This is a genomic window from Albimonas sp., from assembly GCF_055129145.1.
This window is the reverse complement of record NZ_JBSRTQ010000057.1, coordinates 1-24,037: the sequence shown is the minus strand read 5'-3', so window position 1 is coordinate 24,037 and position 24,037 is coordinate 1. Positions and strand designations below refer to the sequence as shown.

Below are 24,037 nucleotides of genomic sequence, written 5' to 3'. Positions count from 1 at the left end.
GATGGTGGCGTCCGAGTTGGTCAGAACCACCGCCAGCGTGCCCCAGATGCCGCAGCACAGGTGCACCGGGATGGCGCCGCTGACCAGCGCGCCGGCCATCCGGCCGAAAAAAGAGGCCCGGCGCGAGGCCGGGCCTTCAGGGGAGGACGACAGGCGTCGCCCCGGGGAGGACCGGCGGCCCCCCGCAGGGGATCCGCCGTCGATCAGGTCCGCCGGCGCCGAAGCGCCTCGACGGGCGGGGGCGCGCGGAGGTCTCCCCCGCGCGCCCCCTGAAGCTCAGGAGATCTGCGAGCCCTTGCCGAACTCGGGATAGGCCTCCATGCCCAACTCGGCGCTGTCGAGACCGGCGATCTCGTCTTCCGCCGACACGCGGATGCCCATCACCATCTTCAGGAGGATCCAGAGCACCAGCGAGGACGCGAAGACGAACACGCCGACGATGACGATCGAGATGATCTGGCCGCCGATGGTGGCGTCCGAGTTGGTCAGAACCACCGCCAGCGTGCCCCAGATGCCGCAGCACAGGTGCACCGGGATGGCGCCGACCACGTCGTCGATCTTCAGGCGATCGAGCAACGGCACCGCGAACACCACGATCACGCCGCCGATGGCGCCGATGATGGTGGCCATGCCGAGCGTGGGGGTCAGCGGCTCGGCGGTGATCGAGACGAGGCCCGCGAGGGCGCCGTTGAGCACCATGGTCAGGTCGATCTTGCCATAGACCACCTGGGTCAGGATCATCGCCGCGATGGCGCCGCCCGAAGCCGCGGTGTTGGTGTTCACGAAGATGCGCGAGACGTCGGCCGCATCGCCGACCGAGCCCAGCGCCAGCTGGGAGCCGCCGTTGAACCCGAACCAGCCGAGCCACAGGATGAAGGTGCCGATGGTGGCCAGCGGCAGGTTGGAGCCCGGGAACGGCGTGACGCGGCCGTCCTTGTATTTGCCCAGGCGCGGCCCGAGGATCAGGGCGCCCGCGAGCGCGGCCCAGCCGCCGACCGAGTGCACGATGGTCGAGCCGGCGAAGTCGAGGAAGCCGTACTGGCTGTCCAGGAAGCCGCCGCCCCACTTCCACGACCCGGCGATCGGGTAGATCAGGGAGGTCAGGATGATGGTGAAGATCATGAACGGCCACAGCTTGATGCGCTCGGCCAGCGTGCCCGAGACGATCGAGGCGGTGGTGGCGCAGAACATCAGCTGGAAGAAGAAGTCCGAGCCGGTGGAGGCGTAGCTCAGATCGTCGGCCGCGTCGGGCGCGATGCCCACGGCTTCCATGACCGCGACGCCGAAGGCGCCGAGATAGCCGCCGGTGTCATCGGTCCCGATCGACCAGTTGCCGAGCGGGTACATCAGGTTGTAGCCGATCAGGTAGTACATCACGCCGGCGATGGCGAAGAGCGCCACGTTCTTGGTCAGCTGCATGGTGACGTTCTTGGAACGCACCAGGCCGGCCTCGAGCATCGCGAAGCCCGCGGCCATGAACATGACCAGGAAGCCGGCGATCAGGAACAGCAGCGTGTTGAAGATGAAGACCGACTGCTCGGGCACGGCGCCCGGATCGGGCGCGGTCGCGTCCTGCGCCAGCGCAGGCAGCGCCAGCAGCGCGGCGGCGCCGAGCGCCAGTCCCGCGGATTTCAGAAAGATGCGGTTCATTGTCGTTCGATCCCTCTTATGCGTTGGGCGGGCTCAGAGCGCGTCTTCGCCGGTCTCGCCGGTGCGCACGCGCAGCGCCTGCTCGACGTCCAGCACGAAGATCTTGCCGTCGCCGATCTTGCCGGTCTTGGCGGTGGAGGCGATGGTCTCCACGGTCTTGTCGACGGCCGCGTCGGGCACGACGATCTCCAGTTTGATCTTGGGCACGAAATTCACGACGTATTCCGCGCCGCGATAGATCTCGGTATGGCCGGACTGACGTCCGTAGCCCTTGACCTCCGAGACCATGAGACCCTGCACGCCCGCGGAGGTCAGCGCTTCGCGGACCTCTTCGAGCTTGAAGGGTTTGATGACGGCGATGATCAGCTTCATCCTGCGTCCCCGTTCGAGATTATGTGCGGTTGCATCGACCCATGTTATTCAAGGGGCGTGCCAACTTCGCGTCGGGGCGGTGCCGGGGGGGCGTTCGGGTGTCCGCCGCGTCGGCGGGTCGCGCCCCGTCACGGCCGCGTGAGCGAACGGAGCGGCAAGGCGCTGCGCATCGGCGAGGCGCGGCGGCGCGGCGGCGCGGGGCGCGAAGGCGGGCGGAGGGCGCGCCTGGACCCGGTCCGGCGCAGGCGCGTGGCCCCGGCGCCCAAAAAAACGGCAATACCCCTGCGCGATTAATTCGCATGAACTGAATCCGGCGATCTTCGCGCCGGACCGTCGCGCCGAACCGCAACCCCGCCGCGCCCCGGGCGCCGCCGCATGGGCGCCGTGGCGCCGGCGCGACAGTCGCCGGGCGGCTTGCGGCATCGCCGCCGCCACGCCCGCCGCTCTCCACATCCTCGCCCCATTGGGCTAGTCTTGATGCGTCGCAATCCGCACCAAGCGGCGGGCCGCACGAGCAGGCGGATCCAACACGAGACAGAAGAGACCGGGGGCGTGGCGCGAAAAACCAATGACACGGGTCGGCGAGAGCCGCCCGCGACCCGTCGCGATCAGGCCGCCGCCGCAGGCCGCGGGCGCAAACCCGTGCCGGCGCGGCCGGCCGCGGACAAGACCGGCGCGAAATCCTCCGCGCGCAAGCCCCAGACGCGGGCCGGCGGGTCGGGGAACGGCGGGTCCGGGAGCGGCGGGCGCCGCGGCGGCTGGATCGACCGCGCCGCGCGCGCCGCCATCCTCTTCGTCGCCCGCTGGACCTGGCTGGTCGGCTCGCGCCTGGCGCTCGGCATCCTGCTGGTGCTCGGCGCCTCGGTCGCCTGGTTCCACCAGACCCTGCCGCCGGCCTCCGAGCTGCTCGACGTCCGCGACCGCGGCTCGGTCACGCTGGTCGACCGCGACGGCCAGATCTTCGCCTGGCGCGGCGACCAGTTCGGCGGCGCGTTGCGCGCCTCGGAGATGTCGCCCCATCTCATCCACGCCGTCGTCGCCACCGAGGACCGCCGATTCTTCCAGCACTGGGGCGTCGACCCCATCGGCCTCGCCCGCGCCATGGCCGCCAACATCGCCGCCGGAGGGCTGGTGCAGGGCGGCTCGACCCTCACCCAGCAGACCGCGAAGAACGTGTTCCTGACCAACGAACGCTCGATGGAGCGCAAGCTGAAGGAACTCCCCATGGCGATGGCCATGGAGCTGAAATATTCCAAGGACGAGATCCTTTCGGTCTATCTCAACCGGGTCTATCTGGGCGCCGGCGCCTACGGGTTCGAGGCCGCCGCCCAGCGCTATTTCGGCAAGTCGGCGCGGGAGGTGAACGTCGCCGAATCCGCCATGCTGGCCGGACTGCTCAAGGCGCCGTCGCGCTACGCGCCGACCTCGGACCTTCAGCAGTCGCGGGCGCGGGCGACGCTGATCGTCGGGCTGATGGAGGATCAGGGCTATCTGACCGCCGAGCAGGCCGCCCAGGCCCGCGCCCACCCCGCCGCGCTGTCCAAGGCGGCCGAGGACAAGGCCGGCGGCGGTTTCGCCGACTGGCTGATGACCTCGGGCCCCGGCTGGCTGACCCGCGACACCACCGAGGACGTGACGATCAACACCACCTTCGACCGCCGCGTGCAGCGGGTGGCGGAGGCGGCGCTGGCGCGCGTCTTCGACGAGAAGGTGCGCGAAGGCTCCGACGCGCAGGCGGCCGTGGTGGTGATGTCGCCCGACGGGGCGGTGCGCGCCGTGGTCGGCGGGCGGGCGGTCACCGGGTCGGGCGGGCAGTTCAACCGCGCGACGCAGGCGCTGCGCCAGACCGGGTCCGCGTTCAAGCCCATCGTCTACGCCGCCGCGCTGGAAGCGGGGCGCTCCCCTTCCGAGCTGATGCGCGACGCGCCGATCACGATCAAGGGCTGGACCCCCACCAACTACGCGGACGAGCATTTCGGCGAAATCACCCTGACCGAGGCGCTGGCCCATTCGGTCAACACCATCGCGGTGCGGCTGGCGGTGGAGACGGAGCTGCCCAGAGTGCGGGCGATGGCGGAGGCGATGGGCGTGACCTCGCCGCTCGCGCCGGGGCCGGCGATCGCGCTGGGCTCGTCGGAGGCGACGCTGCTCGACATGACCGGCGTCTACGCGACCATCGCCGATCACGGCAGGCGCGCCGAGCCCTACGGGATCGAGAAGGTGACCCTGCGCGGCGACACGGCGCCGCTGATGACCCATTCCGGCGGGCCCGGCCTGACCGCGATGTCGGAACGCACCGCCCGGCGCCTGACCGGCATGATGGTGGAGGTGATCCGCAACGGCACAGGGCGGCGGGCCTCGCTGGGCGAGCGGCCGGCGGCCGGCAAGACCGGCACCACCACCGCCGCCCGCGACGCCTGGTTCATCGGCTTCACCGCCGACTACGTGACCGGCGTGTGGATGGGCTATGATGACAACACCCCGCTCTCGGGCGTGACGGGGGGCGGGCTGCCGGCGGATATCTGGCGCGAGGTCATGGCCGACCTGCACGCGGACCTTCCGATTCGGCCCCTTGACACCGAAGTCGCCCCCGAGGCAAGCGGGGCCGGGACCGACGTCATCGCCTCGCGCGCGGTCGAGGCGCCCAACGCGATACAGGCCGCGGTCGAGAGCGTCCTTGCCGGGGTCTCGCGTCTTTTCGGGGGCGGCGGGTCGGGGGGCGGCGGATCGGCGGCGACCGCGCCGCAGGACAGGAGCGAGCTCAACAAGCGTTGAGCCGCGTCCAGGAAGACGCCGGGTCCGGGGGGACCGCTTCGCGGCGTCGAGAACCGGGGGAATGCGTATGCGCGTGCGCCGCGATCTACTGTGCAGCTGTGCGGGGAGCCGGATGTGACCGACGACAGCACCGACTCGCCTTCGGGCAGAACCGGCGGAACGGGCCGCGGCCGTCAGGTCGCGCGCATCGCGCCGCGGCCGAGCACGCGGGACAAGCGGCGCAACCGTCGTCGCAAGAGCAAATACCAGAAGAAGGTGATGTCGCTGCCGCATATGATGGTGGCGCTGATGTTCCTCCTGGGCCTCGGCTTCGTGCTGGCGCTCCTCAAGGGCGCGGCGAGCAGCGGCGACCTGACCCTGCACAGCGTCGACACCCAGCGTCTGTCGGACCTCAACCTGCCCGGCGTCGCGCCCAGGACCGGCCAGCGGCCGCTGGGCGCGCTGCAGTTCCTGATCTGGGGCTATGTGTTCGGCACGCCGCTGATCTTCGGCCTGCTGCGCGGGTTCTACTGGCGCGAGATGCTCAACGGCGCGCGCTATTTCTCGGTCACCGCGCTGGCCGCCTATCTGGTCGTGGTCTGCGTGGTAGCCATCACCACGTTCTGAGCGCGTCCGCCGGGACCGGCGCGCAGGGGCCGGCGCCTCCGGGGGCGGATCAGCGCTCGGGCGGCGTCTCGAACCGCACCCGGTGCAGCTCCGGCCCGTGCTGGCGCAGCCAGTCGCGGCAGTCCCGCCAGTCGGGGCGCAGCTCGTGCACCAACGCCCAGAAATCCGGGCCGTGGTTCATCTCGACCAGATGCGCCGCCTCATGGGCGGCGACGTAGTCCAGCACGTCCGGCGGGGCCATCGCCAGCCGCCACGAGAACGACAGCGCCCCCGACGAGGCGCAGGACCCCCAGCGGGACCGCGTGTCGCGCAGCGTGATCGGCCCGGCCTCGCGCCCCAGCCGGGCGGCGTAGCCGCGCGCGGCGGGGACCAGGGCGGCGCGCGCCGCCTCCTTCACGAAGCTCATCGCCCGCGTCGGGGCCTCCGCCTCGGTCCCGGAGACCATCAGCCGCCCGTCCTCGAGGCTCGGGGCCCGGCGCGGCCCGGGCGCGCGCAGGGTCAGCACCACCGAGCCGCCGCGGAACGGCAGCGCGCGGCCCGCGGCCACCACCCGCTCGGGCGGGATCCGCGCCATGGCGGCGGCGAGCCAGCCGGCCTGACGGGTCAGGAAGCCGCGCGCCTCGGCCAGCGAGGCGCGCTGGGGCAGGGTCAGCTGCGGGGCGCCGTCGACCCGGCTGACGGTCAGCGTGAAGCGCCTGGCGCGGGCCGAGCGGCGCAGCGCGACGCGCACCCCTGGCGGATCGAGGAAGATCGCATCGATCCCGCCCGCCGGCTTTTCGCCCGCCGCCGCGCGCGCCAGTCCCGCGATGAGCGGTCCGAGCCTGCCCGCGCCGGCCGGCAGATCCCGACCGGAGGGCGACGCCGCGCCCTCCTCGGGCCTGCGGGGCGGGCGGATCATGGCGCGGACGTCCCGTCGCCCGGCGCGCGGCCCCGCTGCGCGTGGAGGAAGGCCTGCACCTGAGGCGCGATCCGGGTCCGCCAGCGGGCCCCGTTGAACAGCCCGAAATGCCCGACGTCCTCGGCCACCAGATGCGCGCGCAACCCGGCGGGCAGGGCGGAGCAGAGGTCCTGCGCCGCCTCGGTCTGACCGAGGCCGGCGACATCGTCGCGCCCCCCCTCCACCGTCATCAGCGCGATGTCGCGGATCGCCTCGGGCCGCACCGGGCGCTGGTCGCGATGCCGGTAGGCGCCGGTGGCCAGCAGCCGGCGGCGGAACACCCGGTCGACGGTCTGGAGGACGAATTCCTCGGTCAGGTCCATCACCGAAAGGAACGCGTCGTAGAACCGGCGATGCGCGTCGTCGCCGTCGCCGTCCCCGCGGATCAGCCGACGGAATTGGTCCAGATGCGCGTCCATATGCCGGTCGAGGCTCATCTGCAGCAGGCCGGAGAGCTGCAGGAACCCCGGATAGACCCGCCGCATCGCGCCCGGATGGGGTCGGGGGACGGTGGTGATCGCGTGCCGCCGGACCCAGTCGGCGGGCTGCAGGGCGACGAGCTGCGCGGCCGCCTTGGGGTTGCGCGCCACGTCGATCGGAGCGCCGATCAGCACCAGCGCCGCGGGGCGGGCCGGGTCCCCGTCCTCGGCCATCATCGCGGCGGCGACCAGCGCCGGAACCCCGGCCTGGCTGACGGCGAGCACCGAAGGACGCTCGCCCACCGGGTCGCCGTCGGGGGTCTGGGCGATCAGGCGGCAGAAGGCGGCCACCGTCTCGGTGGCGTCGTCGAGATCGAAGCGCCCGGCCGAGAGCGGCGTGTCGCGCGCATCGCGCCAGTCGGCGATATAGATGTCGTGGGCAGGCAGCAGCGCCTCGACCGTCCCGCGCAGCAGCGTGGCGAAGTGACCGGAGAGCGGGGGCACGATCAGCAGGGCCGGGTCGCGGCGCGCCTCGGCGTGCGGGTGGTCGCGGTGGAAATGCACCAGGTCGCAGAACGGGGTCGAGGCGACGATGCGCCGGATCACGGGGGCCGTCTCGCCCTCGGCCATGCCCTCGACCCGGATCGCCTCGATGCCGAAGTCCGGCTTGCCGCGGCGCGCGGTGACGGTGACGAAGACCTCCAGCGCCGCGGCCCCGGCGCGGGCGGGAAAGCTGGTCGCCAGGGGGTTGAGCGGCGCGCCCAGCGCTTGCCGGCCGAGCTGCGCCGCCGCGCGCCAGGGCGCGATGGCGGCATGGGCGAGCTCGTGGGCGTGGTAGAGCATGCGGTCTCCGGATCCATGCGCCTCGCGCGCGGGCTGCTCGCGCGCGGGCTGAGGGGGGCGGAGACGCCGCGGCGCATGCGGGCGGACGCTAGTCGGCGCGCGGCGTGGCGGCAAGCCTCGGGACGCCGCCCGCGCCGGCCGGGGGAGGGGCGCGGCGCCCTTCCGCAACGGCGCGCGCGAGGCCGAAAGGGGGGCGCGGCGCGGACCTGCGGCGCGCGGTGAGCCCTTGCAAGGCGCCCGGTCCTGTGGCAGAGGCGCGCATTCCCGCAGACTTGCCGGCTTGGAGGGTCCCCATGGCCAAACCTGAATGGGGCGCAAAACGCAGCTGCCCGAGCTGCGCCGTCCGCTTCTACGATCTGCTCCGGGATCCTGTCGCCTGCCCCAGCTGCGGCGCGACCTTCCCGCTCTCCGCGCTGACCGAGCGCAAGGCGGCCGCGCCCTCGCGCGCCAAGCCCAAGGCCGAGAAGGCGGCGCCGGTCAAGGTCGTGGCGGATGACGACGATCCGCTGATCGACGACGACGATTCCGAAGAGGACGTCGTGGTCGACGACGTGCTGCTCGACGACGACGACGATGATGACGACGATCTCGGCGAGCTCGGCGGCGTCGCCGGCGGCGACAAGGACGACGAGGAAAGCTGAGACCCCGGGCCTTCCGCCCTGCGCTCCGAGACGGGGCGCAGGGCGGAGGGCGCGACGTGCGCCGGGGCGGCGCGCGAGGTCGGGAACGGGACGGATCGCGCGGGGAAATTTCCCCCTTGCAACCCGCCGGAGCCTGGCCTAGACACCGCCCCACGCCGCCGGCAAGACCAGAGCCGGCGCGGGATAACGGGGCCATAGCTCAGCTGGGAGAGCGCTTGCATGGCATGCAAGAGGTCGGGAGTTCGATCCTCCCTGGCTCCACCATATCCCTCACTTTGCGAAAATCGTCAGATATTTGGGCCGGCGCGGATCACCGCGGCCGGTCTTTTCGCATGGGCCGCCGCGCGGCGGCCGCGATGCCGGTCGGCCCTCGCCGGGGCTGCGCCCCGACATCGCCCCGCCCTGCATCCCTCCTGGCGCCTGCAACATGGCCGGCGCGGCCCTTGATCGACCGGAGGGGCGATGCGTCGGGGCGTTCGATGGGTTTGGCGGGCGGCTCGATCGTCACGGTTTTCAAGTTCCGATCCGGTCGGCGTCGCTGCGTGCGCCAGGGGCGCCTCCCCGACCGTTTCCGGGTCCCGGGACCGGCGCCTGCCGGGCTCGGTTCGGCCGGCGCCTCCCCCCGCATTCCCTCGCTCACCGCCCCCTCTCGCGCGGCGCTTGACGCGCAGCCCGCTCGCTCCAATAGTTAGGCGAATGGCTAACCTTTTCGAATCCCCAGCCGCCCCTCCCCCTGACGCCGTGTTCCGCGCGCTCGCGGACCCGACCCGGCGGGCGGTGCTGGAGCGGCTTGGGCGAGGCGGTCCGGCAACGGTGCGCGTGCTCGCGGCGCCCTTCGACATGGCGCTGCCCTCCTTCCTCCAGCATCTCAAGGCGCTGGAGGCCGGCGGTCTGGTGCGCAGCGTCAAGGCCGGGCGCGCCCGGCGCTGCGAGCTGGACCGGGCGGGATTCGCCGCCGTCGAGACCTGGCTCGCCGCCCAGCGGCGGCTTTGGGAAGGGCGGCTGGACGGGATGGAGGCCGTGGCGATGCGGCTGCAGGCGGAGGGGGATGCATGACGACGTTCACGACCCGTGAGCCGACGGGGCTGGAGAGGCCCGCGGATTTCGACCCGGCGCTCGACCTGTGGCTGGAGCGGCGCGCCCGCGTCGACCGCGCCCGCATCTGGCGATGCTGGACCGAGCCCGAGCTGCTGGTGAAATGGTGGACGCCGCCGCCCTGGACCACCTCGGCCGCGTCCATCGACCCGCGCCCGGGCGGGCGATTCGACACCACCATGGTCGGGCCCGATGGCACGGCCCATCCGAACCGGGGCTGCTTCCTCGAAGTGGTCGAGGGGCGGCGGCTGACCTTCACCGACGTGCTGTCGGCCGGGTTCCGCCCGACCGGCGGCGGCATGCCGTTCTGCGCCACGGTGCGCTTCGAGGATGACGGGCAGGGCGGCACGCTCTACGCGGCCCATGCCCGCCACGCGACGCCGGAAAGCCGGGAGGCCCATGACTCCATGGGGTTTCAGGACGGCTGGGGCGCGGTGTTCGAACAGGCGGCGGCGCTGGCCTCGACGCTTTGAGCCGCAGAGGGGGCGGGAGGGGGGGCGCCGGCCGGTCCTCGCCCCCCTCTCCCCAGCGGCGGGGACGGCAGGGCGGGGCGACGCGAAGCGCAGCGGAGCGAGGGCCGCACGGCCGTCGGCAGAGCGCCGCGGGGCCCCGGACCGGGCCGCCTCGCCAGGCCGCTTCCGCCCCTCGTCCCTTGCCATCCCCCTCCGGCCCGTGTATGGGCGCCTCACGCAATCCGCATGCGGGGATTTCGGGCCGGACGGGGAGACATCCCGCCCCGGTCCTCCGGTTGGGCGCAGGCCCTCACCCCCGCAGAGGCTGAAACCGGAAAGGAAACGACATGGCACTGCCGGAATTCTCCCTGCGCCAGCTGCTTGAGGCTGGCGTCCACTTCGGTCACCAGACGCATCGCTGGAACCCGAAGATGGGCCCGTACATCTACGGCGACCGCAATGGCGTCCACATCATGGACCTCACCCAGACGGTTCCGCTGCTCGACGCCGCGCTGCAGGCCATCCGCGACACCGTCGCCAAGGGCGGCCGCGTGCTCTTCGTCGGCACCAAGCGCCAGGCCCAGATCCCGCTCGCCGAAGCGGCCGAGCGCTGCGCCCAGTACTACATGAACCACCGCTGGCTCGGCGGCACGCTGACCAACTGGAAGACCGTGTCGAACTCCATCGACCGCCTCCGCAAGCTCGACGAACTGTTCGACGGCGGCGCCGAGAAGTTCACCAAGCGCGAGCGTCTGTCGCTCGAGCGTGAGCAGAACAAGCTCAACGCCTCGCTGGGCGGCATCCGCGAGATGGGCGGCGTTCCCGACCTGATCTTCGTGATCGACACCAACAAGGAGCAGCTCGCCATCGCCGAGGCGAACAAGCTCGGCATTCCGGTCGTGGCCGTTCTCGACACCAACTCGGATCCGTCGGGCATCGCCTACCCGATCCCGGGCAACGACGACGCCTCGCGCGCCATCACGCTCTACTGCGATCTGGCCGCGCGCGCCGCGCTGGACGGCATGGCCGCCGCGATGGGCGAGTCGGGCTTCGACATGGGCGAGATGGAGGAGCTTCCGATGGAGGAGGCCCTCGAGGACGCGTCCGTCGAAGCGCCCGCCCAGGCCTGAGCCGAACCTGCGCCGCGCGGGGCCTGCGGGCCCGGCGCGGCGTTCCCCACGACATTTCGATGACGCCCGCCGCGCTTGACGTGGCCGGCCACGCCGCCCAGATAGCCCTCGGCGCAGCCCCGGCCCAGCGCCGCCGCCGCCTGCGGACCCGGACCTCCCACGGCGGGGCGTGCGGGCCGTGGGGCGACCGGCAGGGGGCCGCTTCGCGCGCCGGAAGGCGTCAGGACCCGATAGGAGAAACCCGATGGCTGTCACCGCTTCGATGGTGAAGGAACTCCGCGACCAGACCGGCGCGGGCATGATGGACGCGAAGAAGGCCCTGGTCGAGACCGATGGCGACATGGAAGCCGCGGTCGACTGGCTGCGCGCCAAGGGCCTCGCCAAGGCCGCCAAGAAGGCCGGCCGCGTGGCGGCCGAAGGCCTGGTGGCCGTCGCCTCCGAGGGCGGGGCCGGCGTCGCGGTCGAGGTGAATTCCGAGACCGACTTCGTCGCCCGCAACGCCGACTTCCAGGCGATGGCCGGCGCCATCGCGCAGACCGCGCTCGGCGTCGCCGACTATGAGGCGCTGCTCGCCGCCGACATGGGCGGCAAGTCGGTCGCCGACGCCGTGACCGCCAAGGTCGCCACCATCGGCGAGAACATGTCGGTCCGCCGCATGTCGCGCCTCGAGGGCGACGTGGTGGCGAGCTACGTGCACAACGCCGTGGCGCCCGGCATGGGCAAGATCGGCGTGCTCGTCGCGCTGACCGGCTCCGACAAGGCGGCGATGGAGACGATCGGCAAGCAGGTCGCGATGCATGTCGCCGCGACCAACCCGGCGTCGCTGTCCGAAGCGGATCTCGACCCGGCGCTGGTCGAGCGCGAGAAGCAGGTGCTGACCGAGCAGGCCCGCGAGTCGGGCAAGCCCGAAGGCGTTATCGAGAAGATGATCGTCGGTCGCCTGAACAAGTACTTCCAGGAGGTCTGCCTCCTGAAGCAGGCCTTCGTGATCAACCCGGACCTGACCGTCGAGGCGGCGGTGACCGAGGCCGGCGCCGACATCAAGATCGTGGGCTTCGCCCGCGTCGAGGTTGGCGAGGGGATCGAGAAGGAAGAAGAGGACTTCGCGGCCGAGGTCGCCAAGGTCTCCGCCGGCTGAGGCTGACGCCTCCTTTCGGGAAAAATCGGAATGGCGGGCCCTCGGGTCCGCCGTTTCGCATTCGCAGGGGTATGCTCTCCTATCCTCGGCCGCCCAAATCATCGCGCACAAGGCGATTCCCGTCGATCTCCCCGGCCGCCTCATCTTTCGCGGCCCGGTTCGCCGGCGTCGAGCCTGCCCTGGGCGCGCTTTCGCCCCTCGGTTGCGGGCGACCTCCTCGCGACCGTCATGCTGCGGCGCAGCGCGCCTTGCATCGCGGGTCCCCTTCGGACAGATTGCGCGCGCCAGCCGACAGGAGAGACTCGCGCATGACCGAGGCCGCCCAACCGCCGTCCCCGCTCCTCTATCCGCGCGTGCTGCTCAAGATATCCGGCGAAGCGCTGATGGGCGACCAGGGTTTCGGCCTGCACCCGCCCACCGTCCAGCGCATCGCGGAAGAGGTGAAATCCGTCTACGATCTCGGCGTCGAGCTCTGTCTCGTCATCGGGGGCGGCAACATCTTCCGCGGCCTCCAGGGCTCCGCCCAGGGGATGGAACGCGCCTCCGCCGACTATATGGGCATGCTCGCGACCGTGATGAACGCGCTGGGCATGCAGTCCGCGCTCGAGGATCTCGGGGTCCACGCCCGCGTGATCTCGGCCATTCCGATGGACCAGATCTGCGAGCCCTATATCCGCCGCCGCGCCGTGCGCCATCTGGAGAAGGGACGCATCGTCATCTTCGCCGCCGGCACCGGCAACCCGTATTTCACCACCGACACCGCCGCGGCGCTGCGGGCGATGGAGATGAACTGCGGCGCGATCATGAAGGGCACCCAGGTCGACGGCGTCTACACCGCCGACCCCAAGCTCGACCCCACCGCCAAGCGCTACGACCGCATCACCTATGACGAGGTGCTCATCAAGAACCTCAAGGTGATGGACGCGTCGGCCATCGCGCTGGCGCGCGACAACAATCTGCCGCTGATCATCTTCTCGCTGCACGCTTCCGGCGGCTTCGCGGAGGTCTTGAGCGGTCGCGGAAAATTCACCATTGTCGAACAGTCATGACGCCAGGGCGCGCCGCATCGGCCGCGCGCCTTCGCCGGGAGGACATCCATGAGCGATGAGATCGAGATCGACACCGAAGACCTCGAGCGTCGAATGGACGGGGCGATCGCGGCCCTGAAGAACGACTTCGCGTCGCTGCGCACCGGGCGCGCGTCGGCGTCGATGCTGGATCCGGTGATGATCGACGCCTACGGGGTCGACACGCCGATCAACCAGGTCGGCACCATCAACGTGCCCGAGCCGCGGATGCTGACGCTGGCGATCTGGGACAAGGCCCTGGTCGGCAAGGTCGACAAGGCGATCCGGTCCTCCGGCCTCGGGCTCAACCCGCAGGTCGACGGCACCCTGATCCGCCTGCCGATCCCCGAGCTGAACGAGGAGCGGCGCCGCGATCTGGTCAAGGTCGCCGGGCAATACTCGGAAAGCGCCAAGGTGGCGGCGCGCAATGTGCGGCGCGACGGCATGGACATGGTGAAGAAGGCCAAGGCCAACGGGTTGAGCGAGGACGACGCCAAGTTCTACTCGGACGAGATCCAGGCGATGACCGACGCCACGATCCAGAAGATCGACCAGGCGTTGGAGACGAAGCAGGCGGAAATCATGCAGGTCTGAGACCGTCGGCGCGCTTCGGGCGCACCGGAGGACCAGGCCGCCGGCGCCCCGCCGGGCGCCGACAGGAGACGCGAATGTTCAATCCCTCGCCCGCCCCCGCGACCGAGGCCGCCGCCACGGCCCCGACGCTCGGGGGCGGCGCCTGCCGTCCGCGGCATGTGGCGGTCATCATGGACGGCAACGGTCGCTGGGCGAAGACCCGCGGACTTCCCCGCCTCGCCGGCCATCGGCGGGGGGCGGAGGTCGTGCGCCGCATCGTCGAAGCCGCGCCGAACGAGGGGGTGTCGTATCTGACGCTCTACGCCTTCTCGACCGAGAACTGGAAACGGTCCTCCGAAGAGGTGCAGGGGCTGATGGAGCTGTTCTCCATCTACATCCGTCGCGAGGGGAAAGAACTGCGCCGCCGCGGCGCCCGCGTGCGCTTCATCGGCGACCGCACTCGGCTGAACCGGGATCTGGCCGAGCAGATGAGCCGGCTGGAGGCGGCGACGCTGGACAACCAGCGGCTCAACCTGACCATCGCCATCAACTACGGCGGGCGGGACGAGATCCTGTCGGCCGTGCGCCGCCTGGCGGTGGAGATCGCGGCCGGCCGCATGGCGCCCGAGGCGTTGGACTTCGCCGCCTTCTCCGCCGCGCTCGACACGCGCGAGCTGCCCGATCCCGACCTGGTGATCCGCACCTCGGGCGAAATGCGCACCTCGAATTTCCTGCCCTGGCAGTCGGCCTATGCCGAATACGCCTTCGTTCCCGAGACCTGGCCGGATTTCTCGCCGGAGATCTTCGCCCGCACCTGCGCCGCTTACGGCGCGCGCAACCGCCGCTTCGGCGCGGCCGATTGATCGCCATGACCCCCGGCGCCCCAGCCGACGCCAAGCCCGGCCCCCGCAAGGGCGGCTTCGCCGACCTCCGGGTCCGGACCCTGACCGCTCTGGTGATGGGCGCGCTGGCGGTCGCGGCGGTGAGCTTCGGCGACTGGGCCTTCGCCTTGCCGGTCGCGGCCATCGCCGCCGGCATGGGCTGGGAGCTGCGGCGCATGTCCGCCCGGCGCTACGACCTCGCCGGCTGGCTGATATCGGCGGCCGGCGCCGGGGCCTGCCTCGCCACCCAGGCGCTGAGCTACCGCTACGGGCTCGCCTGGCTGGTGGTCTGCCTGATCCCGGTGATTTTTCTGACCCGAGCCGAGAGCCGTCTTGCGCGCGGCACGGCGCTGGCGGGCGGGGTCTATGTCGCCATCGCTTGCGCGGCGCTGGTCGGGCTGCGCGACGATGACCTTTACGGCTGGGAAGCGGTGCTGTGGGTGGCGCTGAGCGTGGTGGCGACCGACATCGGCGGCTATTTCGCCGGCCGCGCCATCGGCGGCCCGAAGCTGTGGCCGGCGGTCTCTCCGGCCAAGACCTGGGCGGGGCTCGGCGGCGGCATGGCGCTGGCGATCTGCCTCGGCGCGGCGTTCTCGGCCTTCACCTCGGGCACGCTCGCCCATGAGGTGGCGCTGGTCTCCGCGGTGATGGCGGTGGTGGCGCAGGGCGGGGACCTGGGCGAAAGCGCGCTGAAGCGGCGCTGCGGGGTCAAGGACAGCTCGGCCCTGATCCCGGGCCATGGCGGGCTGCTGGACCGGATGGACGGGTTGCTCGCCGCCGGCATGGTGGCCGCCCTGGTCTCGTTCCTGCGCGGGCAGTCGGTGTTCATATGGTGAATTCCCCCGATCGCGAAGGCCGCCGAGTCACGGTTCTGGGGGCCACCGGGTCCATCGGCGCCTCGACCCTCGACATTCTCCGCCATGCCGCCGCGGGCGGAGAGGCCCCGCAGGTCGTGGCGCTGACCGGGCATGGCAACATCGCCGGCCTCGTCGCCGCCGCCCGCGAATTCCGGGCCGAGCTGGCGGTGACCGCCGACCCCGCCCGCTACCACGAATTGCGCGACGCGCTGGCCGACACCGACACGCAGGTCGCCGCCGGGCCCGACGCGGTGGTCGAGGCCGCCGCGCGCCCTGCCGACTGGTGCATGGCCGCCATCGTCGGCGCCGCCGGCCTCGCCCCCACGCTGGCCGCGGTGGGGCAGGGAGGGACGGTGGCGCTCGCCAACAAGGAATGCCTGGTTTCGGCCGGCGACCTGTTCCTGGCCGAGATCGCCCGCGCCGGCGCCACCCTTCTGCCGGTCGACAGCGAGCACAACGCCATCTTCCAGGTGCTCGACCCGGCCCAGCGGCCGGCCCTCGACCGCATCATCCTCACCGCGTCGGGCGGCCCGTTCCGCGACTGGACGGCGGAGCGGATGGAGACCGCGACATTGCGCGAGGCCGTCGCCCACCCCAATTGGGACATGGGCGCGCGGATCTCGGTCGACAGCGCCTCGATGTTCAACAAGGCGCTGGAGATGATCGAGGCCAGGCACCTCTTCGATCTGGCGCCCTCTCAGCTGGAGGTTCTGGTGCATCCGCAGTCGGTGGTGCATTCGATGGTGGGCTATGCGGACGGCTCGGTGCTGGCCCAGCTGGGCATGCCGGACATGCGCCACGCCATCGGCTTCGCCTATCACTGGCCCGAACGGCGGTCCCTGCCGGTGGAACGGCTGGATTTCGCCGCGCTGTCTCGGCTGGACTTCCAGACCCCCGACGAGGTCCGCTTCCCCGCCCTGCGCCTGGCGCGGGAGGCGATGCGGGCCGGCGGGCTGGCAGGCTGCGCGCTCAACGCCGCCAAGGAGGCGGCGCTGGAGGCTTTCATGGAAGGCCGCATCGGTTTCCTCGACATGGCGCGGGTGGTGGAGGCGTCGCTGGACGCGCTGACCCCCTTCGCGCCGGCGACCTCGCTGGCCGAGGTCTTCGCCATGGACGGCGCCGCCCGCCGCACCGCCTGCGCGGTGATCGCGCGCGATCATGCGCGGCTGGGAAACGGCGGCGTTTTCGCTTAATTTCACTAACGTTCCGCTTTGCGCAGCCGCGCGGCGACGGTATCGGGAGGTCCCATGGACTCGTTCGCAGTGATGACCCAGGTCGGCGGCGTGGCCGGCTCGATCGCCTCCTTCCTCGTGGTGTTGGGCGTGGTCGTGTTCGTGCACGAGTTCGGCCACTACATCGTGGCGCGCTGGTGCGGGATCGACGCCGAGGTGTTCTCCATCGGCTTCGGCAAGGAGATCTGGGGCTGGAACGACCGCCGCGGCACCCGCTGGCGGCTGGCGGTGCTGCCGCTGGGCGGCTACGTGAAATTCGTGGGCGACGGCGACGCGGCTTCGGCCCGTGCCGACGCCGCGGGGATGGCGGCGATGGACGATGCGACCCGCGCCCGTTCCTTCCCCGGCGCGGCCCTGTGGCGGCGGGCTCTGGCGGTGGCGGCGGGGCCGGCCTTCAACTTCGCGCTGTCGATCCTGATCTACACCGGCCTGACCCTGGCGCTGGGCGTCGGGTCGGATCGTCCCGTTCTGGGCGCTTCGCAGGTCGAGGACCAGGCGACCTTCCCGCTGCGCGCGGGGGACGAGATTCTGGCGGTGGCCGGAACCCCGGTCACGGTCTGGTCCGACATCTCCAAGGCCTATGAGGCCGCGAGCGAGGCCGAGCCCGGGCGCGCGAGCTTCCCGGTCGACCTGCGCCGCGACGGGCGCGAGATCATGGTGGAGACCGGCCCAGCGATCCCTCCGCTGGTCGGCTCGGTGGCGCCGGCGAGCCCGGCGGAAGAGGCCGGGCTGCTGGCCGGAGACCGCATCGTGATGGCCGACGGGCAGCCGGTGGGCGCGTTCTCTGACCTGCAGCGGGTGGTGTTCGGCTCCGACGGCGCGTCGGTGGCGCTGGTGGTCGAGGGCGCGGACGGGGCAAGGCGCGAGGTGACGCTGACCCCGAAGCTCAACCCGGTGCCCTCGGCCAGCGGCGGGATCGAGATGCGGCCGCTGATCGGCGTCTCCGCCATACCGCTGATCGCGCCGGAAGTGGTGACGCCGGGCATCGGCGAAGCGCTGGGCAATGGCGTGACCCGCACCTGGCAGGTGATCCATTCCTCGCTGGCCTATGTCGGCGCGATCATCGGCGGCAAGGCCGACAGTTCCGGCCTCGGCGGCCCGATCCGGATCGCGTCGCTGTCGGGCGATGCGGCGGGGGCGGGGATCGTGGCCTTCCTCGGCATGATCGCGATGATCTCGACCTCGATCGGCATGATCAACCTGTTCCCCATCCCGGTGCTCGATGGCGGCCACCTGATGTTCTACGCCTTCGAGGCGCTGCGCGGACGCCCGCTGGGCGAACGCGCGACGGAGGCCGCGACCGGCGTCGGCCTGGCTTTGGTGCTGGGGCTGATGGTGTTCGTGACGTTCAACGACCTGATGAGCCTGTAGAACTCCGCGCCCCGTCCCTCGCGGGGGGCGGGGCGCGGCTGTCAGTCGGCGAGCAGGGCCATCGCTTCGGCATGCAGGGCCGGGCTTGCGGCTGCGAGGATCCGGCCGCCTTGCTGGGCGTCTCCGCCGTCCCAGGTGGTGACCACGCCGCCGGCGCCCTCGATGATCGGGATCAGCGCCTGGATGTCGTAGGCGTGGAGCCCGGCCTCGATCACCAGATCCACTCCCCCCGCCGCGATCAGCGCATAGCCGGTGCAGTCGAGCCCGTAGCGGGTCAGACGCACGCGGTCGCGCACGCGCTCGAATCCCGCGCGCTCAGTGTCCGCGCCCACCTCCGGGAAGGTCGAGCAGAGCCGCGCATCGGCCAGGCGCACGCCCTGGCGGGCCTGGAGCCGGCGGGGCGCCTCGCCGTCGCGGGCATGCCACGCGGCGGCGCCGTCGCCCCAGAACCGCTCCCGCGTCCAGGGCTGGTCCATCACGCCCAGCACCGGGCGGGTTCCGTCGTTCAGCCCGATCAGCACGCCCCAGGTGGGCGCGCCGATCAGGAAGGCGCGGGTGCCGTCGATCGGGTCGATCACCCAGGTCATGCCGGAGGCGCCAGCCTGCGCGCCGCCCTCCTCGCCCAGAATGCCGTCGGCGGGGCGGTCGTCGGCCAGCACGGCGCGAATCGCCGCCTCGGCGGCGCGGTCGGCTTCGGTCACCGGGTCGAAGGCGCCGGGGCCGGCCTTGTTGTCGGCGGAGAGCCCTTCGGCCCGGAAGATCGCGAGGATTGGCGCGCGGGCGGCGTCGGCGGCGCGATGGGCCGCGGCCAGCGCCGAGGTCAGCGCCGGGTCCGCGGTCTCGCCAGGGACCGCGAGACGGCGCGCGTCGGAGGGGGAATCGGGGGTCATGTCAGGTCCGGGCGCAGGGCGGCGCGCGGCGGAGGCCGCGCCAGCCGGGTTGGGCCGGGACCGTAGCGGGTCCGGCGGCCGGGCGCAAAGGCCCGGCCGCGCGGCAGTCGTCGAAGCCGGTGGTCAGGCGGCTTCGCTGAGAACGCGGGCGAGGTCGAACAAACGCCGCCGCTGGTTCTCGGGGATCGCGTAGTAGGAGCGCACCAGTTCCAGCGCCTCCTTGTCGGCCAGCAGATCTCCGCGGGCGCCGGACTCGGCATTCGCCTCGAGACCCGCCTCTTCCATGGACTCGGCGTCCAGACCCTCGAAGAAATAGTTGATCGGCACTTCCAGCGACTTCGCGATATCCCACAACCGCGAGGCGCTGATCCGGTTCATGCCGGTTTCGTATTTCTGGATCTGCTGGAACTTGATTCCCACCAGGTCCCCGAGCTGTTGCTGGGTCATCCCCATCATCCAGCGCCGGTGCCGCACACGTTTCCCGACGTGAGCGTCTACGGGATGCTTCATCTTCTTGTTGCTCCTGACTGCACACGAACTCTTCCGCCGCCCCGGGACTGATCGCATGCGCGCGTTCTTATGACGCGCTTGCGGAGGCCAGGATACGCAAGAGTGGCCGCCCGGACGTTGTTACGCCGGTCGTAAGTCTAGCAACAATGTGCAGCTGCGCACAATGCAACACCGTGGGTTGTTTTTCGCTGCAGCGCGAAAAAACCCACGGTTAGAGCATCGACAGGGGAGGCGCGCCTCAGGCGAGCGCGGAATTGGCGGCTCGCGCGTCGCGTTTGCGCTCATGCGGGTCGAGGAAGCGCTTGCGCAGACGAATCGCTCCGGGTGTGACTTCAACCAGTTCATCGGGCTCGATGAAGGCGATCGCCTCCTCCAGCGTGAAGCGATGGGGGGTGGTCAGCGTCACCGCCTCATCCTTGCCCGACGCGCGCATGTTGGTCAGTTTCTTGCCCTTCAGCGGGTTCACGTCGAGGTCGCCGGGGCGGGCGTTCTCGCCGATGATCATCCCCTGGTAGACGGGCTCGCCGGCGCCGATGATCAGGCGGCCGCGATCCTCCAGGTTGAACAGGGCGAAGGGCACCGAATCCCCGTTCTCCATCGAGATCAGCACGCCATGACGGCGGCCCGGGATCGGACCCTTCCACTCGGACCACGAATGGAACACGCGGTTCAGCACGCCGGTGCCGCGGGTGTCGGTGAGGAACTCCCCATGGTAGCCGATCAGCCCGCGCGACGGGGCGAGGAACACGATGCGGGTCTTGCCGCCGCCCGAGGGACGCATCTCGGTCATCTCGGCCTTGCGCTGGGACATCTTGTCGACGACCGGGCCGGTGAACTCGTCGTCCACGTCCACGGTGATCTCTTCGATCGGCTCCAGCTTGCGGCCGTTCTCTTCGCGCATCATCACCCGCGGGCGGGAGACGGAGAGCTCGAAGCCCTCGCGGCGCATGTTCTCGATCAGCACGCCGAGCTGAAGCTCGCCGCGGCCGGCGACCTCGAAGGCGTCGCGGTCGGGCGTGTCGTTGATGCGGATGGCGACGTTGCCCTCGGCCTCGCGCATCAGGCGGTCGCGGATCACGCGGGACTGGACCTTGTCGCCGTCGCGGCCGGCGAGGGGCGAGTCGTTGATCGAGAAGGTCACCGCGATGGTCGGCGGGTCGATCGGCTGGGCCTTGATCGGCACGTTGATCGACACATCGCAGAGCGTGTCGGCGACGGTGGCCTTGGACAGGCCGGCCAGGGCGACGATGTCGCCGGCCTCGGCCGAGTCCACCGGCACGCGGCCGAGACCGCGGAAGGCCAGCACCTTGGAGACGCGGAACCGCTCGATCTCGCCGGTCTCGGGACGCAGCGCCTTGATGGTGGCGCCGGAGACGATGGTCCCGGTCTCGATCCGCCCGGTCAGCAGGCGGCCGATGAACGGGTCGGCCTCGAGCGTGGTGGCGAGCATGGAGAACGGCTTGTCGGCGTTCACGACCTGCTTGGGCGCCGGCACATGGGCCATCACCTTGCGGAACAGGGCGGAGAGATCCTGGCGCGGACCATCGAGCTCATCGTCGGCCCAGCCGGAGCGGCCCGAGGCGTAGAGCACGGGGAAGTCGAGCTGATGCTCGTCGGCGTCGAGCGCCGCGAACATGTCGAACACTTCGTCGAGCGCCCGGTCGGCGTCGGCGTCGGGCTTGTCGACCTTGTTGAGCACGACGATCGGCCGCAGGCCGAGCGCGAGCGCCTTGGCGGTCACGAACTTGGTCTGGGGCATCGGGCCCTCGGCCGCGTCGACCAGCAGGATGGCGCCATCGACCATGGAGAGGATCCGCTCCACCTCGCCGCCGAAGTCGGCGTGGCCGGGCGTGTCGACGATGTTGACCCGGGCGCCCTCGAATTCGACCGAGGTGCACTTGGCCAGAATGGTGATGCCGCGCTCGCGCTCCAGGTCATTGGAATCCATGGCGCGCTCGGCGACGGCCTGGTTTTCCCGGAACGAGCCGGACTGGCGGAGGAGCGCGTCGACCAGCGTGGTCTTGCCGTGGTCGACATGCGCGATGATCGCGATGTTGCGAAGATCCATGGGGCGATTTTCCGGACGTGAATAGGGGGCGCGGGCGCCCTTGGCGCCGCCGGTTGCGCGGCTCTTGACGCATATGACGCGGCGCCGCAAGGGCGCGAACGGCCGCGGGGCGCCGCAGGGCGTCCGGCGTGGCTGCAAGGCCTCGGGTCAAGATCGGCTCGCGGGCGGGGTTCGGCCCGCCCGGCATCATCAGAGATACCACGCGCGGGGGGATTGCAACCGTCCGCCCGAGATCGCGGGCCGGGACCGCCCCGGCCCTCAGCGGGCGTGCATCGGCAGGGCGTCGATGCGGCGGTCGATCTCGGTCAGCTGGGCCTGATAGGCGGGGCTGTCGACCGCGCCGAACTTGGCCTTGAAGGCGTCCACCTGCATGAAGGACGGCAGCCCCACGATCGAGGGCATCCAGTTCGACGCGTCGGCCGACGTCTCGGCCAGCGCCGCCAGCCCGTCGGGGGCGGCGAGCTCGGCGGCCTCGGCCCAGCGAATGCCGGCGCGGTCGGCGGCGACGTCGTCGAAGCTGAAGCCTGAGCCGCCGCCCGAGCCGTCGACCAGCTCCTTGATCTCGCCGAAGCCGAACGAGACCGCGTTGCCCCCCGCCATCTGGAAGGCGGCGGACAGCAGGAAATGCTTGCGCAGGTCGGGGCGGCCCGAAAGTTCCACGTCGGCGCAGCGCTTGCCCGCCTCGGGGGAGCCGAAGTCGCCGGCCACCGCCTCGATCGCGGAGCGCTTGCCGCAGATCGCGGCGAGGGCGGCGACGGCGGCGCGCAGCTCCCGCGTCGCCGCATCCGGATCGCCGGCGGCGGCGTCGCGGGCCTGGTTCACCGCGAAGGTCAGCCAGGGGGCGAGCTCGCCGGGCGATCTCAGCTCGCCCCGCGCCGCGGCCGCCGCGATGGCGTCGTAATGGCGGGCGATGTCGGCGCCGGCGGAGATGCCGGCCACATCGCGCATGCCGCTCATCACCCGTTTCAGGAGCGAGCCGTCGCCGCCCTCGCCCGCGTCGATGGCCACGACGATCCGGCCGGGCGTGGTGCGCACCGCATGGATGGACGAGAACAGCAGCGTCCCCATCGGCACGTCCGACAGCATGTCGCCGGCGAAGCGCAGCACCTTGAGCGTGAGCGCGGGGGGCAGGGCCATGCGCCCCAGCTCCAGCGCCCGCACGTCGAGCCCGGTCGAGGAGGGCGCGATTTCGGCCCGGAGGTTGATCCAGCCCAGCGCGTCGATCACCGGGGGCTGGGCGGAAAGCGCGAGGGTCATGCCGTCGCGGTTGATGCTGGTCGCGCCGCGCAGGCTGGGCATGATCCGGGCGACGGAGGCGATCAGGCCGTCGAGCTCGGCCGCGCTGGCGGTCAGGCTGCGCTCGCCCCCGCCTGCGGCCGCCTCGCGCGCCCGTTGGACCAGCGCCTTGGACTGGCGGGCCTGCTGCTGGCCGAGCGCCGCGGAGGGCGGCAGGTCCGGCGTCGGTTCGAAGGCCGCCGCCAGAAAGGCGAGCGGCCCGACGAAGACGACCAGAACGATCAGCCAGAACAGCGCACGCAACATCTCGACCCTCCATCGCCGGAGCGCACCCCCGCGCGCCCTGCTTTCGCGGCCAAGGGTATCGGCGACGCGGGCGCGCGTGGCAAGGCGGGGGCGGCAAGCCGGGGGGGCAAGCCGGGGGGGGGAGGCGGTGGAGCTCAGGCCCCCCAGCGGGTCCAGCGGCCATGAAAGTCGGCGCGGCCGAGGGTTTCGGCCGCGCCGCCGGGCCAGGCGGTCAGGTCCAGCGAGGCCGAGCCCGCGACGCCGTCAGGCTCCATCCGCAGCCAGGCCAGCGGCCGGTCGGGCGTGGCGCGGGCGCCGGCGGCCTCGATCCCGGCGCGGATTGCGGCGCGGGTGGGCCCCGGCAGATACTGCCACATGATCGAGTGCATCACGACGCGCGCGGTCCCCTCGGCCTGGGGCCGCGCGAGCCGGTCCGCCAGCCAGGCGGCGGCGTCGGCGCGCTCCACCGGGCGGGGGCGTGCGGCGATCAGGTCCAGCGCCGCTTCCAGCCGGGCGAGCCGCGCCGCCTGGTCGGCCCAGACATAGGCGGTCAGCCGCGCCCGGGTCGCGGGGTCGGCGGGGTCGAGCGGGGAGAGGTCGCAGGCCGCGCGCGCCACGATCTCCAGCGGGGTCGCGAGGTCGGGCGCCGGCCCCTGCCATTCATGCGCGATGCGCACCGGCGAGTCTTCGGGGCCCCATCCGCGCCCCTCGCCCAGATCGAAGCGATAGGCGTCGAAATTCTGGTTGAGCCCGGCGGAGGCGCCGATCTCCAGGATCTCCAGCGGCATTTTCAGGCCGGCCACGAGGGTCAGCGCCCCGCCCAGCAGGGCGCCGCCGCGGGCGATCTCGTTGGTCTGGGGCGGGCCGTCGAGCCAGGGGAACAGGCGGTCGGCATGGCGGGCGAAGGCGTCGAGCGCGGCGGCGACGGGATCGCCCGCGGCCTCGGGCGGCCAGGCGGCGGCGAGCGCGGGCGCGGCGCCCGAGCGCACCAGAGATCGGAAGAGCGTCG

The 24,037-nt window shown here is 71.7% G+C and carries 21 protein-coding genes, 1 tRNA gene and 1 pseudogene; 14 read left to right on the top strand and 9 right to left on the bottom strand.

Annotated features, from left to right (window positions below):
- Window positions 1-276 precede the first annotated feature (276 nt).
- Window positions 277-1,650: an ammonium transporter gene (locus ACTB72_RS10845; RefSeq protein WP_463037011.1), complete on the bottom strand. Its 1,374-nt coding sequence runs from the start codon at window positions 1,648-1,650 to the stop codon at window positions 277-279.
- A gap of 33 nt (window positions 1,651-1,683) precedes the next feature.
- Window positions 1,684-2,022: a P-II family nitrogen regulator gene (locus ACTB72_RS10840; RefSeq protein WP_092683883.1), complete on the bottom strand. Its 339-nt coding sequence runs from the start codon at window positions 2,020-2,022 to the stop codon at window positions 1,684-1,686.
- Between the two features lie 642 nt (window positions 2,023-2,664).
- Here ACTB72_RS10840 and ACTB72_RS10835 point away from each other — a divergent pair.
- Both ACTB72_RS10835 and ACTB72_RS10830 read left to right on the top strand, forming a co-directional pair.
- Entirely contained in the window at window positions 2,665-4,797 is a 2,133-nt protein-coding gene (locus ACTB72_RS10835; protein WP_463037010.1) for a transglycosylase domain-containing protein, read from the top strand.
- Between the two features lie 114 nt (window positions 4,798-4,911).
- Window positions 4,912-5,403 (top strand): hypothetical protein, encoded by a 492-nt coding sequence (locus ACTB72_RS10830; RefSeq protein WP_463037009.1) that lies wholly within the window; start codon window positions 4,912-4,914, stop codon window positions 5,401-5,403.
- A gap of 49 nt (window positions 5,404-5,452) precedes the next feature.
- Here the strand turns inward: ACTB72_RS10830 and ACTB72_RS10825 are convergent, their stop codons facing one another.
- Together ACTB72_RS10825 and phaZ are read right to left on the bottom strand one after the other, a co-directional pair.
- A complete protein-coding gene (locus tag ACTB72_RS10825; protein ID WP_463037008.1) occupies window positions 5,453-6,301 on the bottom strand; it encodes a M48 family metallopeptidase in 849 nt (282 codons plus the stop codon).
- Window positions 6,298-7,602 (bottom strand): polyhydroxyalkanoate depolymerase, encoded by a 1,305-nt coding sequence (phaZ, locus tag ACTB72_RS10820; RefSeq protein ID WP_463037007.1) that lies wholly within the window; start codon window positions 7,600-7,602, stop codon window positions 6,298-6,300. The genes ACTB72_RS10825 and phaZ overlap by 4 nt, the downstream gene beginning before the upstream one ends.
- A 293-nt stretch (window positions 7,603-7,895) precedes the next feature.
- On the opposite strand from phaZ, the pseudogene ACTB72_RS10815 reads away from it, so the two are divergent.
- The 12 genes and pseudogenes from ACTB72_RS10815 to rseP all read left to right on the top strand — a co-directional run.
- Window positions 7,896-8,135 (top strand): annotated as a pseudogene (locus ACTB72_RS10815) (TIGR02300 family protein); the annotation flags it as partial.
- A gap of 296 nt (window positions 8,136-8,431) precedes the next feature.
- Window positions 8,432-8,507, top strand: a tRNA-Ala gene (locus ACTB72_RS10810).
- Between the two features lie 432 nt (window positions 8,508-8,939).
- The gene (locus ACTB72_RS10805) at window positions 8,940-9,299 is read left to right on the top strand and encodes an ArsR/SmtB family transcription factor (RefSeq protein ID WP_463037006.1); all 360 of its coding nucleotides are present in this window, start codon (window positions 8,940-8,942) and stop codon (window positions 9,297-9,299) included.
- On the top strand, window positions 9,296-9,811 hold the full coding sequence (locus ACTB72_RS10800) for an SRPBCC domain-containing protein (protein ID WP_463037005.1): 516 nt from the start codon (window positions 9,296-9,298) through the stop codon (window positions 9,809-9,811). Before ACTB72_RS10805 ends, ACTB72_RS10800 begins: the two co-directional genes overlap by 4 nt.
- 326 nt (window positions 9,812-10,137) lie before the next feature.
- Complete coding sequence (gene rpsB, locus ACTB72_RS10795; RefSeq protein ID WP_463037004.1) at window positions 10,138-10,920, top strand: 30S ribosomal protein S2; 783 nt, start codon at window positions 10,138-10,140, stop codon at window positions 10,918-10,920.
- A gap of 244 nt (window positions 10,921-11,164) precedes the next feature.
- A complete protein-coding gene (gene tsf / locus ACTB72_RS10790) occupies window positions 11,165-12,058 on the top strand; it encodes a translation elongation factor Ts (RefSeq protein WP_463037003.1) in 894 nt (297 codons plus the stop codon).
- 308 nt (window positions 12,059-12,366) lie between these two features.
- On the top strand, window positions 12,367-13,107 hold the full coding sequence (gene pyrH / locus ACTB72_RS10785; protein WP_463037002.1) for a UMP kinase: 741 nt from the start codon (window positions 12,367-12,369) through the stop codon (window positions 13,105-13,107).
- A gap of 48 nt (window positions 13,108-13,155) precedes the next feature.
- The gene (gene frr / locus ACTB72_RS10780) at window positions 13,156-13,719 is read left to right on the top strand and encodes a ribosome recycling factor (protein WP_463037001.1); all 564 of its coding nucleotides are present in this window, start codon (window positions 13,156-13,158) and stop codon (window positions 13,717-13,719) included.
- 74 nt (window positions 13,720-13,793) lie between these two features.
- A complete protein-coding gene (gene uppS / locus ACTB72_RS10775) occupies window positions 13,794-14,561 on the top strand; it encodes a polyprenyl diphosphate synthase (RefSeq protein WP_463037000.1) in 768 nt (255 codons plus the stop codon).
- 5 nt (window positions 14,562-14,566) lie between these two features.
- The gene (locus ACTB72_RS10770) at window positions 14,567-15,415 is read left to right on the top strand and encodes a phosphatidate cytidylyltransferase (protein ID WP_463036999.1); all 849 of its coding nucleotides are present in this window, start codon (window positions 14,567-14,569) and stop codon (window positions 15,413-15,415) included.
- Window positions 15,412-16,629, top strand: a complete 1,218-nt coding sequence (dxr, locus tag ACTB72_RS10765) for a 1-deoxy-D-xylulose-5-phosphate reductoisomerase (protein WP_463036998.1) — start codon at window positions 15,412-15,414, stop codon at window positions 16,627-16,629. Before ACTB72_RS10770 ends, dxr begins: the two co-directional genes overlap by 4 nt.
- Before the next feature lie 54 nt (window positions 16,630-16,683).
- Window positions 16,684-18,039 (top strand): RIP metalloprotease RseP, encoded by a 1,356-nt coding sequence (gene rseP, locus ACTB72_RS10760; RefSeq protein WP_463036997.1) that lies wholly within the window; start codon window positions 16,684-16,686, stop codon window positions 18,037-18,039.
- A 41-nt stretch (window positions 18,040-18,080) separates the two neighbouring features.
- Here the strand turns inward: rseP and hisN are convergent, their stop codons facing one another.
- From hisN to ACTB72_RS10735, 5 genes are all read right to left on the bottom strand, one after another.
- Window positions 18,081-18,929 (bottom strand): histidinol-phosphatase, encoded by an 849-nt coding sequence (gene hisN, locus ACTB72_RS10755; protein ID WP_463036996.1) that lies wholly within the window; start codon window positions 18,927-18,929, stop codon window positions 18,081-18,083.
- 123 nt (window positions 18,930-19,052) lie between these two features.
- Window positions 19,053-19,439, bottom strand: coding sequence for a helix-turn-helix domain-containing protein (locus ACTB72_RS10750; RefSeq protein ID WP_463036995.1), 387 nt, complete (start codon window positions 19,437-19,439; stop codon window positions 19,053-19,055).
- 238 nt (window positions 19,440-19,677) lie between these two features.
- Window positions 19,678-21,507, bottom strand: coding sequence for a translational GTPase TypA (gene typA / locus ACTB72_RS10745; protein ID WP_463036994.1), 1,830 nt, complete (start codon window positions 21,505-21,507; stop codon window positions 19,678-19,680).
- A gap of 258 nt (window positions 21,508-21,765) precedes the next feature.
- Window positions 21,766-23,049: a hypothetical protein gene (locus ACTB72_RS10740; protein WP_463036993.1), complete on the bottom strand. Its 1,284-nt coding sequence runs from the start codon at window positions 23,047-23,049 to the stop codon at window positions 21,766-21,768.
- A 134-nt stretch (window positions 23,050-23,183) separates the two neighbouring features.
- The coding region (locus ACTB72_RS10735; protein ID WP_463036992.1) for a DUF2332 domain-containing protein at window positions 23,184-24,037 on the bottom strand (854 nt) is incomplete at its 5' end.

Coding starts and splice junctions, on each gene's coding strand:
- ACTB72_RS10845 (WP_463037011.1), bottom strand. CDS start 1,650: ATGAACCGCATCTTTCTGAAATCCGCGGGACTGGCGCTCGGCGCCGCC.
- phaZ (WP_463037007.1), bottom strand. CDS start 7,602: ATGCTCTACCACGCCCACGAGCTCGCCCATGCCGCCATCGCGCCCTGG.
- typA (WP_463036994.1), bottom strand. CDS start 21,507: ATGGATCTTCGCAACATCGCGATCATCGCGCATGTCGACCACGGCAAG.
- hisN (WP_463036996.1), bottom strand. CDS start 18,929: ATGACCCCCGATTCCCCCTCCGACGCGCGCCGTCTCGCGGTCCCTGGC.
- ACTB72_RS10840 (WP_092683883.1), bottom strand. CDS start 2,022: ATGAAGCTGATCATCGCCGTCATCAAACCCTTCAAGCTCGAAGAGGTC.
- uppS (WP_463037000.1), top strand. CDS start 13,794: ATGTTCAATCCCTCGCCCGCCCCCGCGACCGAGGCCGCCGCCACGGCC.
- pyrH (WP_463037002.1), top strand. CDS start 12,367: ATGACCGAGGCCGCCCAACCGCCGTCCCCGCTCCTCTATCCGCGCGTG.
- ACTB72_RS10770 (WP_463036999.1), top strand. CDS start 14,567: ATGACCCCCGGCGCCCCAGCCGACGCCAAGCCCGGCCCCCGCAAGGGC.
- ACTB72_RS10805 (WP_463037006.1), top strand. CDS start 8,940: ATGGCTAACCTTTTCGAATCCCCAGCCGCCCCTCCCCCTGACGCCGTG.
- ACTB72_RS10740 (WP_463036993.1), bottom strand. CDS start 23,049: ATGTTGCGTGCGCTGTTCTGGCTGATCGTTCTGGTCGTCTTCGTCGGG.
- ACTB72_RS10825 (WP_463037008.1), bottom strand. CDS start 6,301: ATGATCCGCCCGCCCCGCAGGCCCGAGGAGGGCGCGGCGTCGCCCTCC.
- frr (WP_463037001.1), top strand. CDS start 13,156: ATGAGCGATGAGATCGAGATCGACACCGAAGACCTCGAGCGTCGAATG.
- ACTB72_RS10750 (WP_463036995.1), bottom strand. CDS start 19,439: ATGAAGCATCCCGTAGACGCTCACGTCGGGAAACGTGTGCGGCACCGG.
- tsf (WP_463037003.1), top strand. CDS start 11,165: ATGGCTGTCACCGCTTCGATGGTGAAGGAACTCCGCGACCAGACCGGC.
- rpsB (WP_463037004.1), top strand. CDS start 10,138: ATGGCACTGCCGGAATTCTCCCTGCGCCAGCTGCTTGAGGCTGGCGTC.
- rseP (WP_463036997.1), top strand. CDS start 16,684: ATGGACTCGTTCGCAGTGATGACCCAGGTCGGCGGCGTGGCCGGCTCG.
- ACTB72_RS10800 (WP_463037005.1), top strand. CDS start 9,296: ATGACGACGTTCACGACCCGTGAGCCGACGGGGCTGGAGAGGCCCGCG.